The sequence below is a fragment of the Vibrio frigidus genome (assembly GCF_042465995.1).
In the GTDB taxonomy this organism is placed as follows: domain Bacteria; phylum Pseudomonadota; class Gammaproteobacteria; order Enterobacterales; family Vibrionaceae; genus Vibrio.
Genome location: NZ_JBCDMC010000001.1, coordinates 325,265 through 340,186, shown reverse-complemented (window position 1 = coordinate 340,186; position 14,922 = coordinate 325,265). Strand labels below are relative to the sequence as shown.

17 protein-coding genes are annotated in these 14,922 nt (G+C 40.9%); 4 read left to right on the top strand and 13 right to left on the bottom strand.

The features are described 5' to 3' along the window. The first annotated feature begins 3 nt into the window (after positions 1 to 3). The 4 genes from AACW90_RS01490 (at position 4) to AACW90_RS01475 (ending at position 5,097) form a co-directional block, all read left to right on the top strand. A complete protein-coding gene (locus tag AACW90_RS01490; protein ID WP_390229763.1) occupies positions 4 to 1,275 on the top strand; it encodes a hypothetical protein in 1,272 nt (423 codons plus the stop codon). A gap of 201 nt (positions 1,276 to 1,476) precedes the next feature. After that, positions 1,477 to 2,451, top strand: coding sequence for a helix-turn-helix domain-containing protein (locus AACW90_RS01485; protein ID WP_390229760.1), 975 nt, complete (start codon positions 1,477 to 1,479; stop codon positions 2,449 to 2,451). Positions 2,452 to 2,675: 224 nt separating this feature from the next. After that, positions 2,676 to 4,628, top strand: coding sequence for an alkyl/aryl-sulfatase (locus tag AACW90_RS01480; protein ID WP_390229758.1), 1,953 nt, complete (start codon positions 2,676 to 2,678; stop codon positions 4,626 to 4,628). A 10-nt stretch (positions 4,629 to 4,638) separates the two neighbouring features. Continuing rightward, complete coding sequence (locus AACW90_RS01475; RefSeq protein ID WP_390229755.1) at positions 4,639 to 5,097, top strand: hypothetical protein; 459 nt, start codon at positions 4,639 to 4,641, stop codon at positions 5,095 to 5,097. Between the two features lie 58 nt (positions 5,098 to 5,155). Here AACW90_RS01475 and AACW90_RS01470 read toward each other — a convergent pair whose 3' ends face one another. The 13 genes from AACW90_RS01470 to AACW90_RS01410 form a co-directional block, all read right to left on the bottom strand. Further along, entirely contained in the window at positions 5,156 to 5,581 is a 426-nt protein-coding gene (locus tag AACW90_RS01470) for a VOC family protein (protein WP_390229752.1), read from the bottom strand. 83 nt (positions 5,582 to 5,664) lie between these two features. After that, positions 5,665 to 6,108, bottom strand: coding sequence for a hypothetical protein (locus AACW90_RS01465; protein WP_390229749.1), 444 nt, complete (start codon positions 6,106 to 6,108; stop codon positions 5,665 to 5,667). 88 nt (positions 6,109 to 6,196) lie between these two features. Then, positions 6,197 to 6,472, bottom strand: coding sequence for a nitrogen fixation protein NifW (locus AACW90_RS01460; protein ID WP_390230825.1), 276 nt, complete (start codon positions 6,470 to 6,472; stop codon positions 6,197 to 6,199). A 100-nt stretch (positions 6,473 to 6,572) separates the two neighbouring features. Then, the gene (locus tag AACW90_RS01455; protein ID WP_195705885.1) at positions 6,573 to 7,094 is read right to left on the bottom strand and encodes a DUF3833 domain-containing protein; all 522 of its coding nucleotides are present in this window, start codon (positions 7,092 to 7,094) and stop codon (positions 6,573 to 6,575) included. Next, the gene (locus tag AACW90_RS01450; RefSeq protein ID WP_390229746.1) at positions 7,091 to 7,612 is read right to left on the bottom strand and encodes a chalcone isomerase family protein; all 522 of its coding nucleotides are present in this window, start codon (positions 7,610 to 7,612) and stop codon (positions 7,091 to 7,093) included. Before AACW90_RS01450 ends, AACW90_RS01455 begins: the two co-directional genes overlap by 4 nt. A gap of 3 nt (positions 7,613 to 7,615) precedes the next feature. Beyond that, entirely contained in the window at positions 7,616 to 8,125 is a 510-nt protein-coding gene (locus tag AACW90_RS01445) for a DUF2878 domain-containing protein (RefSeq protein ID WP_390229743.1), read from the bottom strand. Then, positions 8,103 to 9,383 (bottom strand): class I SAM-dependent methyltransferase, encoded by a 1,281-nt coding sequence (locus AACW90_RS01440; protein ID WP_390229740.1) that lies wholly within the window; start codon positions 9,381 to 9,383, stop codon positions 8,103 to 8,105. The genes AACW90_RS01445 and AACW90_RS01440 overlap by 23 nt, the downstream gene beginning before the upstream one ends. 54 nt (positions 9,384 to 9,437) lie before the next feature. Then, positions 9,438 to 10,166 (bottom strand): DUF1365 domain-containing protein, encoded by a 729-nt coding sequence (locus AACW90_RS01435; RefSeq protein WP_390229737.1) that lies wholly within the window; start codon positions 10,164 to 10,166, stop codon positions 9,438 to 9,440. Continuing rightward, complete coding sequence (locus tag AACW90_RS01430) at positions 10,163 to 11,422, bottom strand: NAD(P)/FAD-dependent oxidoreductase (protein ID WP_390229734.1); 1,260 nt, start codon at positions 11,420 to 11,422, stop codon at positions 10,163 to 10,165. The genes AACW90_RS01435 and AACW90_RS01430 overlap by 4 nt, the downstream gene beginning before the upstream one ends. Before the next feature lie 2 nt (positions 11,423 to 11,424). Next, positions 11,425 to 12,141 (bottom strand): SDR family NAD(P)-dependent oxidoreductase, encoded by a 717-nt coding sequence (locus tag AACW90_RS01425; protein ID WP_390229731.1) that lies wholly within the window; start codon positions 12,139 to 12,141, stop codon positions 11,425 to 11,427. Next, the gene (locus AACW90_RS01420) at positions 12,141 to 12,572 is read right to left on the bottom strand and encodes a nuclear transport factor 2 family protein (RefSeq protein WP_390229728.1); all 432 of its coding nucleotides are present in this window, start codon (positions 12,570 to 12,572) and stop codon (positions 12,141 to 12,143) included. Before AACW90_RS01420 ends, AACW90_RS01425 begins: the two co-directional genes overlap by 1 nt. Positions 12,573 to 12,584: 12 nt before the next feature. Then, entirely contained in the window at positions 12,585 to 13,979 is a 1,395-nt protein-coding gene (phrB, locus tag AACW90_RS01415) for a deoxyribodipyrimidine photo-lyase (RefSeq protein WP_390229726.1), read from the bottom strand. Next, positions 13,976 to 14,920, bottom strand: a complete 945-nt coding sequence (locus AACW90_RS01410) for a YbgA family protein (RefSeq protein ID WP_390229723.1) — start codon at positions 14,918 to 14,920, stop codon at positions 13,976 to 13,978. The genes phrB and AACW90_RS01410 overlap by 4 nt, the downstream gene beginning before the upstream one ends. Between the last annotated feature and the right edge of the window lie 2 nt (positions 14,921 to 14,922).

Sequence of the window (14,922 nt, the reverse complement as noted above, 5' to 3'; positions counted from 1 at the left end):
CGCGTGAAACTAGATCTTGAGATACTCGATACCTCGATGGAAATAAGAGCAACCGTCAACAAAAATAAAATCTCCTCACTCGAAATGTTCATGTTTTTACCTGATGATATGGGAATTAGAGAGCGAGATATCGGTGCTAACGTTTTGCTCGATCTTAAGGCATCTCGTTATCACTATTCAATTTCAAAAGCCAAATTTCCACTCCTTAAACAACAGAGAGCAAACTCAGACAGTACGATCGATTTTCCAATTTTTCTGAAAACATTTAAGTTGAAACTGTCTAGGCTTACCCAAAAGACTGACAAAACCAAAAACAATTTGAGTGAGTTTCTAGACGTATCCAGAACACTACTCAATGATCTACGAAATACCCCCACAACCGATGATAATATTAAAGATTTTCGAAGTGCAGACGAGCTCTGCTCTTATTACGCAGAACAAATAACGCTCGCTTTTTGCCATACAGGTAAAGGAAATAATGAAAACACGGCCATTTATGACGAACTGATTAAGTTCGCTTGCTCTGAACGAGAATACCGAAGAGACAACTATGGTTTAAAATCAAAAGAGGCTCAATACATTCGCAGAAAAGAAGATTATTTCTGCAAATCAATCAATATTACCCAGCAAAATAGTACGCTAGGTGTACTGAGAGAACAGGCCGCATTTAGTCTCAGTGCATTTTTGTCTATGCTATTAACGACATTAGTCGTCTTTTATGTTCAATTGGGATATGGCACGGTCTCATTTGCTCTACTGATGGCACTCTGTTTTAGTTATATATTTAAGGATCGGTTTAAAGAACTATTTCGGATTTATATTGCAAAAAAACTAAGCAAAGGAAAGTTTAGTGGTAGAACCGTACTATACGATAGTGACAATAAAATTGTGGGTCAATGCTACGAGTTAGCCGAGTTTGCCATACCGGATGATGAGATAATATCTGTGCGAGGAAAAGGGAAATACACAAAAAAAGACGCCGATGAAGTCGTAATTTATTACAAAAAAAAGTACGAGATTAATGACAGCTTTATGAATGGGTTCACCCAACTTAGAGACACAATGGATATAAACCTACATACCTTATTGGTGTTATTACCCGATACCACATTGAGGCATACCTCTTATGAACATGGCAAATTGATTCGAAATAAATTTTCCATGTTGCACGATATTAACCTTGTATTTCGCCTTAATAACGACAAGATAGAACGATATAGGATCAAAGTATCTCATTCAAATATTGCGAAATTAGAACCTGTTAAATGGTCTTAATCATACTGAAAATTCAAACACACCACCGAATTTTCGCAGAGTCCTTCCTGAGCAGACATATCTGCTGGTAAGAAAATATAGCCGAAGAAACATACAAATTTTAAATGTAAATGAATTGATCATAATTATATGCTACATTGCTTTGCATATAGTTTTTCAATACTTTCGTTTACTGACGTATTAATTCTAAATGCTTCCTTTATGATTATGAATGAAAACCAACACACTCACCAAGACGTTCGATTATTAGAAACCGCAGACATTGATCAATTAGCGAACTTTCAAGCAAGTAAAAATCGATCCTACATCCAGCTCCATGCTGGAGAGTTGAATGCTCAGTATGTTGAGCTCAATTTAGGTGATGTTCAGATATTTAGAGAACAACTCAATGTTGGATCTAGAATTCAGGCTGCTCCAGCGAGCCGCTTTCTTCCCTTTGCTGTTATCAATTCCCATGACACAGATGGAACCTATTGTGGCAAAAATCGGCCGAAAAACTCATTTATACAGGCGACTGGTGGTGTATGGGATGTCAATTTTTCTAACCATATTGATTACATTTGTACCGCATTTAATCGTGAAAGCTTAACCAAGAATATTCGTCAATTAACCGAAAAGGATATCCCTAAAAATTGGTTATCTAGTAAAGCGGCCATTTCAGACCCGCTAGCACTCAAGCGATATACCTTGGGTTCAAAAAAAATCATGCATATGGTCCGACACAACCCTTGCTTACTTAACTATCCGTCTGTTAATCGCGTACTCAATGAAGCAATTTTGCAGCTTACACTCGATGTTTTAGCACCAACCAACCAAAATGAAGAAATACTCAGACCGCAACCCCAACGAATTAAAGGGGTACACAAGGTTATTGAGTACCTGAACTACCATGCCCATCAGATGCCCACATTATCTGAACTATGTGCTGTAGCACAACTCAGTGAGCGTAGCCTACAATACGGTTTCAAGGAGTATTTAGGCATGACTCCAAACCGCTACCTACGAATAGTTCGTCTCAACAAGGTCCACAGCGATCTTATTGCTGCAAGCGCGACTAAAAGTAAAGTTGTTGATTTTGCACTAAAATGGGGGTTCTTGGAATTGGGTCGCTTTGCTGGCGAGTATCAAACCTTCTTTAACGAACTGCCATCAGAAACCCTTCGAAAGCAGATTTAGTTCCCTGCTAAATTGTCCCGTAATTGCGAATGCAAGATATCTTGCGGAATCTGCATATCAATCATACATGATGTTGCTAATGTGTTAATTAATTGACAACAACGTCTAACTTTCTATTCTTACATATAAAAAACAAATAATTGGATAGTTGGATCTTTCACTTTCGACCAAGACGAAACTCTTAAATGTCACATTTACTAGCAACAAGGAAGAAGGACCTAGGTATGATAAAAAATGTCGTTACACTCATTGCAATAGCAGTTTCTGCTAATGCAATGGCGATTGACTCAAAGCCAGCGACTCAATCGACGATAGAGGCGAATAACAATGTACTCAATGCTCTCCCATTTGGCGACAAAAAGGACTTTGACGACGCTCAACGCGGTTTGATTACGACTCAAGACGTTGTCACCATTAAAAATGAAAAAGGCGACGTTGTTTGGGATTTAGAGTCTTACAAAAAGTATATTTCATTAGATAATAAATCACCCGACAGTGTTAACCCAAGCCTTTGGCGTAATGCGCAATTAAATATGATCAATGGCCTGTTTAAAGTTACCGACGGCATTTATCAAGTGCGTGGTTACGACTTATCTAACGTTACCTTTATTGAAGGTAAAACAGGTTGGATCGTTTTTGATCCGCTTATATCTCAAGAGGTAGCAAAAGCCGCATTAGATTTCGTCAATCAAGAATTGGGTGAACGCCCAGTTAAAGCCGTTATCTACAGCCATAGCCACCTTGATCATTTTGGTGGTGTACGTGGCTTAGTCGATGAAAAAGATGTTATTTCGGGCAAGGTCGAAATTATTGCTTCGCAAGGATTTACAGAACACGCCGTATCAGAAAACGTTATCGCAGGTAACGCCATGGGTCGGCGTGCTATTTATATGTACGGTGCATTACTACCACGTAACGAATTTGGTGGCGTTAATGGAGGGCTTGGACAAACAACGTCCACGGGTGTTGCTACGTTAATTGGACCAACCGACTTTATTAAAAAAACAGGTGACGAACGCACGGTAGACGGCATTAAAATGGTATTCCAATATACGCCAGGAACCGAAGCCCCTACAGAAATGAACACGTGGTTTCCAGAGAAAAAAGCCCTTTGGATGGCAGAAAATACCACTAATACAATGCATAACATCTTAACACTTCGCGGTGCTCAAGTGAGAGATGCACTAAAATGGTCTAGTTACTTAAATGAAACCATCGAGTTATGGGGTAACGAAGTAGAGGTTAAGTTTCAAAGCCACCACTGGCCACTTTGGGGCCAGAAAGATATCAATAGTTATTTTAAGAAACAACGTGATATCTACAAATACACCCATGACCAGTCTGTTCGATTGATGAACCAAGGGTACACGGGTGAAGAAATTTCAGAAATCATCCAGCTACCTAAATCATTAGAAGACAACTGGGCCACACGTGGTTATTACGGTACATTGCGTCATAACAGCCGTGCAGTTTATCAACGCTATATGGGTTGGTATACAGGTAATCCTTCTGACTTGAACAACCTGCCGCCAACCAATGCGGCTATTAAGTACGTTGAATATATGGGCGGAGAGAAAGCCATACTAGACAAAGCTAGAGAGGATTTTGCCAAAGGCAATTACCGTTGGGTTGCGGAGGTTCTTAAACATGTGGTATTTGCTAACCCAAACACCAAAGGAAAAGAGCTATTGGCAGATACTTACGAGCAGTTAGGTTACCAATCAGAATCGGGGCCATGGCGTTCTGTGTACCTACAAGGTGCCTACGAACTGCGTAACGGTACACCAGAAACAGGCGGGTTAACAACAGCGTCGCCAGACATCATCCGAAACATGCCTCCAGAGATGCTGTTCGACTATCTATCCGTTCGAATCCTTCCAGAAAAAGCCGAAGGTATGAACTTCTCAATGAACATCGATTTCACTGATTTAGATGAGCAATACACACTAACCATTGAGAACTCCGTATTGAACTACTCTAAGATACTCATTGACGATCCTAGTGTCAGCTTGAAAATTTCAAAAGCCGTTCTAGATGATGTGCAAATAGGTAGTGTTACGCTTGAGAAAGCGATTGCCGACGGTGATCTTGTCATCGATGGTGACGCGAGCAAGTTTAAAGATTTTATTGGTATGCTGGACCAATTCAAGTTCTGGTTCAATATTGTCACACCGTAAGGCCTCAGATATGAAAGTATTAACACAAATACTATTGATACTTTCTGTTCTAGGAGCAAGCCCTAGTTGGGCTTGCTCTTACGATGGTCAGTTCATTAATCCATTTACGGAGAGCTATCCTGGCTCTCTAGATGTAGTTATTGCGACACAAAAAGCGTTAGCAAATAATCAAATAGTTAAACCAAAAAATGTCGAAGGCGCACAGGGTCTACAACGCGCAGTTTGGTGGCTAAAGCTGTTTGTTAAAAATAATCAAGAAGCACTACCTGAAGAAGGGTATATCTATTTAGCGGACAGCCATTTATGGAGCAAATTTACCAAAATGGGCAAGGTAGAAGTACATGCATTAGCCCCTCAAGACAATAAGCACGTCTTGGTAATTTCTGAGTATGCACTAAGTAACCTAATCTCGAAAAATATCTCTTATGAACAATCTCAACAACTAGGATTGGTTGAACTTAACTATTAACACGTAGATCCAACACAATACAGGCCCACTTATTATTAAATGAGCCTGTTTTACTATTCTATTGCCCTGCGAGATTTGGTTCATGCATCACGTGCAATTTATTGCCATCTAAATCACGACAATACGCACCAAAATAATCTGGTCGGTATCGATACCCCGGCGCCCCTTCATCTGTACCACCGAAAGCTAACGCGACACGGTGGAACTCTTCTACCATCTCATTACTGGCTGCTTTAAAGGTGACTTGTGTTCCATTCCCGCTCGTTGCGATGTGTTTATTAAACGGTATCAATATCCAAAAGCAGCTTGGTCCACCTTCAGGGCCGTAACCAACTTCATCATCTTCTTCCATAGTGCGTACCATATTAAGAGTAGCCAACAGTCGGTCATAAAAAATACCGGCTTTAGAAAGATCGTTGGAACCAAGGGTGATGCCTAGTAACATGGGGATTTTGTCCTGAAATATATGTTGAATGTCGACCATGAAAACATGCCAAGCAAATACTATCAATCATTTTGACAACGCTAACATTGAAAGCCAACTAGGTTCATATTGATACCTATCCATTATCTAATCTCAATATGTTTCGGTTGCGAGACCCTTTCTATATTAAGGACATACCCACTCGAAAAAGTACTAGCTGAAACAGCAATATCTATCCATACACCATCCCATATGACCTTTATCTCGCTAGCGCCGTCGTTGTCTTGCCGTTCTACCCCTTCACCATCTATGGATACATAAGCAACACCATCGACAGATTCAACCTCAATGTGAAAATAGTCACCTGAAAAACCGAGTATTCGATAATGTGTTTGGTGCTCACCACCCACTATTCCGGTCATTTGAAGCTCATTCGTTTTATCATCAAGGTGAATATAGAAGTAATCTCGACTTACTTCCTCTACATGACGTAGCAAATAGTCGTGATCACTTAGGGCATATGTATGCGAAGTAAAACAGGCAGAAAAAAGCAGTAGAACAATCGAAAACGTATGGTTTATTTTCATGGTAGTGCTTTTCTTTGAAAGGGCGGATAAGTTAGCATAGTTCGCTGATGGCTTATCTTATTTGATTAGGCGCATTAATTAGCCATGTTTAGCGTCGCAGACAAGAAGTACATCCTCGGCATGCAGAACGAGAACTCGGGTCTAATCTGCCTCGCTGCACTTTACAGTAAGCGTTTCTTAGTACGCGACGTGCAGCAAACCAATCCTCTGGTTTTTCTAGGAGCAAATAGCCATTAAAACGCTTCACCACTTGCGTACCATATTCCTCTATAAACCGCCGATCAAAGTCGACCTCAAAATAGGTTAACGCTTGCTCGATAGAGGTGAAACTCGAGATGGTTTGTTGAATATCGGTCAGCTTCATAATAAATTTTTGTTCGAACATGCTCGCTAAGGTGTGCACACATTTTAACGCAATCATTCAAATAGTTGCCAAGATAAACAAACGCATCATTGTCAAAACGTTATAACTTTTCAATATAAAGGATTACTTCGCCGACATGAAAACCCCATTTAGACATATCCGTCTTATTGAACAGCCGCTTTTCATCGATCATAAACATCCAGTCGTCTAAAGTAACTTCATAGATCGTGCCATCCACAGGGATCTCTAACTCGTATTCCCAATAGAGAGCCGACCCTTCCGTTTTGCCATTTGCAATGCCGACCACATCACCTGCGGTACCTTGATATTGATTATCGCCAAGTTTTTTCAGTTGCCAAATACGCGTCGACTTCTCACCGTCATCAAACTCAAACCACTCTTTTATTTCCCCTTCATCTCCCTGCCATGACGCGAGAAGTTTAACGTTGAAACGGCGCAATAGGTTTCCCGAACGATCTAGCACCATGCCATAGGCTTTAAGCTCTCCATCAAAAAATTGTTCTAACTTCAGCTCTGGAGTGGTGTTCTTGTGTTCCTCTAAACTGGCACTGCCACATGCAGTAAGTAACAGTACGAGAGAAAAAATGGTCAATATTTTCATTGATTAAGCCCCAATAATTGTTGACGTAGTTTAGGCTCTGACGTGTTCTCCGATAACCAAATTGAAAGAAAAGCATCCCCAAAATCTTGGCTCTCTATCGCACCTATCGGTGCATCATTAAAGAAGAACTGACTCTGACCATCTTTTTGCACGCGAATAGTAATGGTATTGCCTGGTTCCACATCTGGCCAAATTCGTTCAAGTGGCGCGGCCCATTTGTCTATGTTGTTCTGTCGATAACCTAAATGTTGCCATTGGTCGATAGTCGCATCGATAAGTGCCCGCTTACTTATTGATTTAAAGTATTCGATTTTAAGCGCTTTTTCATTTTCATCTTTTGCTAGAATCACCATCATCGCATTGTCTTTTTCTTGTTCTACATCCTGGTAAAACTCCGCTTGATAAATGGTCCAGAACAGGTAGGTCATTTCCCCTTCACCTACTTTATTTAAATGGCTAATAGGTGAGGCCGATACACTAGCCGTCAGCAGTAGCAATACTAGAGTCCATATTTTCATACATCACCTCAAAACATGTGCATTGGCAGGTTGATTTACATAGCGTTTAAGAATGACAAACACCGGTAAAAGAAGCGTCCAAACCAATATCAGCGAAAAAACAACACTGCTCGTTGGCAACAAAGGAACCAAAACACCCGCCTTTATGCCTCCCCAGTAGCTACTCGCACCGCCAATTGCACCTATCAGCATAAGCGTTGGAATCGAACGGTTATCTAACCAACGTAGGCTATGGTTCAAGCTAATAATAAACATTATCCATAGCATTAATAACCAGATAGGAAAAAAGCTATCACCAGCACTAAATACACCGAGTTCTAACTGAAATTTATCGGCAATCAATCCGATAGGAACCAACATTAGCAATCTAAGATCTTTGATCCGCGTTGGTGATAGTGCAAAATGAATGATAAGTAATAATGGCATTATCTGATTGGCGTATTCGGTAAAAAATGCCGCACATAGCCAACTGGCTTGAAATAGAAAAAGGTTAATAATCCAAAACAATTTCATCACTTTTCCCCCTGAAACGTGGCTTTCTAGCAACCACGTGATGTGTACTTATGACCCTTTGCAAAAAAGCGCCTTCGCAATAGCATAAATAGAACAACCATAAGCGCTTGAACTCTTCACTGTAGCCAAGATCGATTAACTGATCCCATTGTTGTTCAAAAGCTAAACGCCAGTCCGCCAATGTACGTGCATAGTGAAGGCCTATATCATGCATTTCATGCACCACCAAATCGGTATTTTTAGCCATCTGTTCGGTCATGACCGCTACAGAGGGTAAGCACCCACCCGGAAAGATATATTTTTGGATAAAGTCGACGCTTTTACGGTAGCTATCGTAGCGACTGTCAGCAATAGTGATGGATTGAACAAGCATTTTTCCATCGGATTTAAGCAGCTCTGAACACTTGCTGAAGAATGTCGAAAGATACTCGTGTCCTACCGCCTCAAGCATCTCAATTGAAACAAGCTTGTCATACTGCCCCGTGAGTTTGCGATAATCACTTTTCAACAAAGTAATCTTGTCATCAAGACCAAGCTGCTGAATTTTATCTGCGGTATATTGATGCTGGGCATCAGAAATAGTGGTAGTGGTAACATGACAATCGTAGTGTTGGGCCATGTATATCGCCAACCCTCCCCATCCCGTGCCAATTTCTATTACGCTATCGCCCGATTGTAGGTCCAGTCTTTCACAGATGGTCTGCATTTTAAGTTGCTGGGCTTGTTCCAATGTGGAGGCTTGTGCATTATAAATTGCACAGGAATATTGCATTGCAGGATCTAAAAAGCGCGTATAAAGCTCGTTACCGAGATCATAATGAGCCAGGATATTGCGTTTTGAACCTTGTTCGGTGTTGGCATTTTTACGGCTAAGTAAACGTTTTTTTAATCGACTAAACCACTGAACCTTATTCTCAATCTGGTCTAGCTGTGATTGATTTCTCGCCAAAACCTGAATGACGTTGGTTAACTCTGGGCTCGTCCATTTACCGTCAATGTAGGCCTCCGCTCCACCAATACTGCCATTGAGTACCACATCTTTATAAAAGCTCGGATCATGCACAACAATTTTCCCACTTAATGTGGCAGAACGCTCACCAAAAATAAGATGCTCGTCACCCTCGATAATTTCAACACTCGCCTCATCAAGTTTACTTAGTAGAGCAAAAATCAAACGTCGATACTTCCCCATAGCGTCATTGCGACTAGTGGCATTCTGGTAGGCCAAAGGTTGATCCTGTTTTGCTATTTGTTGCATGTAAACCTCACTTGCGAGTCTAAATACTTCCAATATTCACTGAAAAACGATTCATTAACTATTTGGGTGCACGACAAAAGGAACTCGTTTCAAAAACAGCTTTAGCGCCTGCCAATAAATACCGCTTACAATCTTCAAGGTCATCATCGGAATCGCGCTAATTGTCTTCCATAGCTGCTTTGCACTAAATTCACGTTTAGTTAACGCCAGAGTGGCATCAAACACTTTCCCTTGTTTGTGGCTTTCTATGTGAACCAAGGTGTTCTTTTCTGGTGGTGATATCTTCCAATGATAATTCATGTCCATCTCCATAAATGGTGAGACATGAAAGGCTTTTTTTACCTTCATGTCTCCGGTCATATCCACCAAGTAATAGTGTCTTTGTTTCCATGGAGTGTTACTCACTTCCGCTAACATATATTGGCATTCGCCCGCTTCTGAATAGCAAAAGTAGCAGTTAATTGGGCTGAAATAGATCCCCATACATCGGCCTTGTGCCAGTAGAGTAACTCTATTGTTCTCAGACCAATCGCCTCCTAATTGCGTTACTTTCTGACTTATACGTTGCTTCAACGTGCCAGGTTCATTTTTTACATAATCTTTTTCATAAAATCGAATTGGGTTGTACCAATGTTGACCAAATACTAGGCTACGGCGTGACAATTCGGCTAACTCATCTAGGTCTACAGCCAACATGTAAAGTTGATAGCTAAATTCATGCGCTATCTCGCCAAATCGGCGATGACGAACATGGCCCCAATAGATACCACTGTGATCATTCATAACGACAGTCCAAACCGTTCAGTTACATCAATCGCACTGCGTACACCATCTTCATGAAAACCGCTGTACCAATACGCCCCAACAAAATGACAGCCATTTTTACCGCATATTAAATGACGTTTTTTTTGTGACTTAACACTTAATTCGTCCAGTATCGGATGGTGATAAATAAAACGACGTATCACCTTGCTTGGCTGTATTGCTTCCGTTTGATTCAGGGTGACACAAAACGTGTCGTTGCTTTGAATACCCTGCAATATATTCATATTATAGGTAACACATGAAGGCCGCGATAAATCGCCATCGAGCATATAGTTCCAACTCGCCCATGCCAGTTTTCTATCGGGTAGCAATCGAGTATCGGTATGCAGTACCACTTCATTCCGACTATAAGGAATACCAGAAAGAACCTCGACTTCTTGTTCAGTGGGGTCAGCGATAAGGTTTAGAGCTTGGTCTGAATGGCAGGCAAAAATAACATCGTCAAAACTCTGTACTTCGCCGTTTTCCATAGTGATTATCACGCCACCACTATGCCGTGTAACGTGCTTTATCGTTGCTTTTGTCACAATGGCTTTGCTAAGTTCCTCTTGGATGCAGTTAACATAAACTCGTGAGCCACCGGGAACGACATACCATTGCGGTCGATCAACAATGTTAAGTAACCCGTGATGATAGAAAAACTGGATGAAAAATTTAAGTTCGAATTTTTCCATCTCTTCCAAACTTGTGGACCAAATCGCCGCTCCCATTGGAAGGATGTAATGCTGACAAAAAAAATCTGAAAATTGATGCCGTTGTAAGAAGTCACCTAAGGTGGATTTTTCATTAATATTGTTTTCTCGAAACGCCTTCTTACAAAGCTTATTAAACGTAATAATCTCTGAAATTAGACGCCAGAACTTCGGCTTAAACACATTACTTCTTTGCGCAAAAAGCGCATTGATACCATGCCCATTATATTCGAACTTCGTCTGACGGTTGTGCACACTAAAGCTCATTTCCGTGGCTTGTCTTTTAATGCCTAGCTGTGACAGTAACTGGTTGAATTTAGGGTAAGTTCTATCATTAAATACGATAAAGCCCGTATCAATGGCATACTCTTGACCTTGGTGAACAATATCAACCGTTGCGGTATGACCACCTACATAATCATTCTTCTCAAAAACGGTAACGTCATGCTGTTTGTCTAATAGATAAGCGCAAGTTAGTCCTGAAATACCTGAACCAATAATGGCGATCTTTTTATTTGTCATTGCTAACCCATCCTTGTAGCGAGTCTATTCCAAAGTGACGAAGGTAATACGCGAAGGCATTTCATAATAAATATAAATAATGTCGGAAAACTGATATCTGGTTTTCCTTTGGCTATGCCTTCAATGATTTTTTCTGCTGCCGCTTGGCTAGAGATAATCATCGGCATTTCAAAGTTATTTTTATCAGTCAGTGGTGTTTCTACAAAACCGGGATGAACCACGGTGACGTTAATATCGTGCTTTTTAAGATCTATCGACAGTGTCTTGCCTAGATAACTTAGCGCCGCTTTTGATGCGCCATATGCTTCAGCTCGAGGTAGCGGCAATAATCCAGCACTGGAACTCACCAAGACTAAACGACCACCTGGCTTGAGGTGTTTAAGCCACGCTTGAAGACCATAACCAATCGAAATCAGATTAATATTAATCACCCTCTCAAACTTCTTAGCGTCGAAGTTGAGTGCATCATCAATATATTCGCAGTCACCAGCATTAAAAATGAGCATATCAAGCGACTCAAAATCATCGTCCATTGTGGGATAGTTTTCATAATCTGTTAAATCAAAGCAGAGCGGTGTAATGAATGGTCGATCAACTGTAAGCTGCTGCAACTTCACATGGTTTCTGCCACAAGCCATCACTTCAGCTCCTTTGCTGGCATAACTTAGGACTAATTCTTTCCCTATACCTGATGTAGCACCAGTAATTAAAATACGCATTATTGCCCCGCTCTCTGCTTTATGATTTTGACGAACGCACCAATAAAAGGGACGTGTTCATATATCATCGCCCCGGCATCTAGGTAGTCGCGGTGGAATATCACTAGGTTATCTTGCGCTTTAAGATGGGAGTGGCCAATAACAGAGATAGGCTTTTTACCATTCAAGCTTTTGTGACGAAACGTCATATTCCAATAAACAGCCGCTTCATTGTCCGATTCAAACACATGTTGAATGACAAAATCACACTGAATAATATTTGTGTAACTACTCTGGAAACTGTCTATAAGATCTTTTACACCGTCGACTCGATGCAGCGGATCGATAAATGTAACCGCTGGATGATAAATAGATTGTAAAGTGATGAGATTATCTGTTCCTAACTCGCTGTAAACATCAACAAATTTTTGTAACCACAATGAGCGTTGCATATAAGATCATCCTTAATATTGTTTGAAAAAATCTAACGCCCTCTGTCTTGCTTCTTTGTGATCGACGATGGGCTTGCAGTACTGCGTTGTGTTGCCATTCAATTGCAAATATTGATGTGGAAAATGGATATGTTTATTGGGCACATCATACAGTTCTGGAACATATCTACGGATGAAGTCGCCATTAGGATCAAATCTTTCACTTTGCGTGATCGGATTAAATATTCTGAAGTATGGTTGAGCATCGCAACCTGTGCTTGCTGCCCATTGCCAACCGCCATTATTGGCACTTAAATCCCCATCAATAAGGTGTGACATGAAGAACGCCTCTCCGAGTCGCCAATCTATTAACAAGTGTTTAGTTAGGAAACTTGCTACCACCATCCTCAATCTATTGTGCATCCAACCAGTTTGGACTAATTGCTTCATTGCGGCATCAACTAACGGATAACCTGTTCGACCATCACACCATGCATGAAAGTGCATTGGATTGCCTTGCCATACCATGTCTCGGTATTTGAGCTGAAAGCTCTGTCCTTTTGCTAGTTCAGGAAAGTGAAATAACAGATGTTTGTAGAAATCGCGCCAAATTAGTTCATTAAACCATGCAAATCCGGGCATAGCTGAATCATATACAATCTCCGGTTGCCTCTGCACTAATTGCAGCGCAAGCCATCTTGAACTAATCGCTCCAATAGCAAGATAAGGCGAAAGACCAGAAGTTGCCTTAATCCCGGGAAAGTCTCGTTTTTCAGCATAACACTCAAGCTTATTATCGAAGAAAGTAGGCACCACTGTTTGCATGACCTCATCACTGAGCGGCCAACGTGATGAGTCCGCATCGAGATAATCAAATTCAATCGACGTCAAAGAATTATCAATGGAGGTGTTAACATTCTTTACAGGGAGGATGGCACATTCAACACCGGTAAGTTGTAAGCGCTGTAACCATGCTTTTTTAAATGGTGTAAATATTTTATACATCTCATCTTGTTTGTTAAGCACGCTGCCTACCGGCAAGATAGTATCGCAGTTAGAAAGAACAAGGTTTATACCCGTGTTTTGAAAAAGTGTATCTCGGTTGAGTTCATTGATCTCTGGCTCTCGATTAGCGCAGACATTGCCAATAGCATTCTGATTGCAAAATTCTTTTAATACCTGCACCTGAGAGTAATAATCTGAGGCTTCCAAATAATGCAGTTTCACACCATGCTCTGCCAATTGTTTCGCAACCAATAGTAGATGTCTTCGGATGAAATCAGCTTGAATGGGCGCAAGGTTGTGTTGTTGCCACTGCTCGGGTGTTGATATATAGACCGCATTAGAAGCCCCCATTTTAAGGGCTTTACATAATGCTGGGTTATCGTGAATGCGAAGATCTCGTCTCATCCAAAGCAGTGTACTCAATAGCCATACCTCAACTTTAACGCCTTAGGATGTGGATTTAAGTAGGTTTGCTCTGATAGATAGTCATTGGGAAATTCGAGTAAATAGTGGTTAATCAAGGTTAGAGGAACCAATAATGGCAAAAGGCCTTCTCGATAAGCATCAATTTGATCATTCAACTCTTTGCGTTTTTCTTTGGTTAGCTGCTTCTTAAAATAACCCTGTAAATGATGCAGAGTATTGGTGTGGCTACGTCGAGTGGCCTTGATGGTTAATGCTTCCATCAACATTGATATATATTCATCCGCCACCTCATTAATCGGTTGCTGTGGATCAGCAAGCAGCCGACCTAGGCCTTTATAGCTTTCAATATGATGGCTCATAACCAGATACTTGTGGGCACTATGAAACGTAATAAGTTTATGTAAGGTAAAACCACTGGCTTTTAAATCGAGCCATTTTTGATAGGTGAATATACGAGTAATAAAATTTTCTCGAATGATAGGATCGTTCAAGCGACCATTCTCTTCACAAGGTAATAATGGGTTATGTTGCATTATCTGTTTCGAAAACATACCAACGCCCGTCATCTTGGAACCCTTACCGTCATGCTGATATATCTTGACCCTTTCCATGCCACAGCTTGGGCTTTTAGCACAGAAGATAAAACCAGCCAGATCATCATTCTGTTTAGCTTGGGATTGACCGAATTGGGTAAGCGCTTCCGTTACATCTCCTGTGCCATCGGGACGAGAGACGGTTATCACATCCCCGTTAGAAATCTGCCTTATGGTTGGTCGTGGAATAGGTAATCCTACCGCGACCTCAGGACAGACGGGCTTAAAATCAGCAAATTCACTCAGCTCTTCCATGCAAAAATGCGAACGCTTATGGCTTTTATCATATCGAACTTGCTGTCCTACGACGCACGCACTGATGCCTATTTGTAGTTTTTTATCCATAT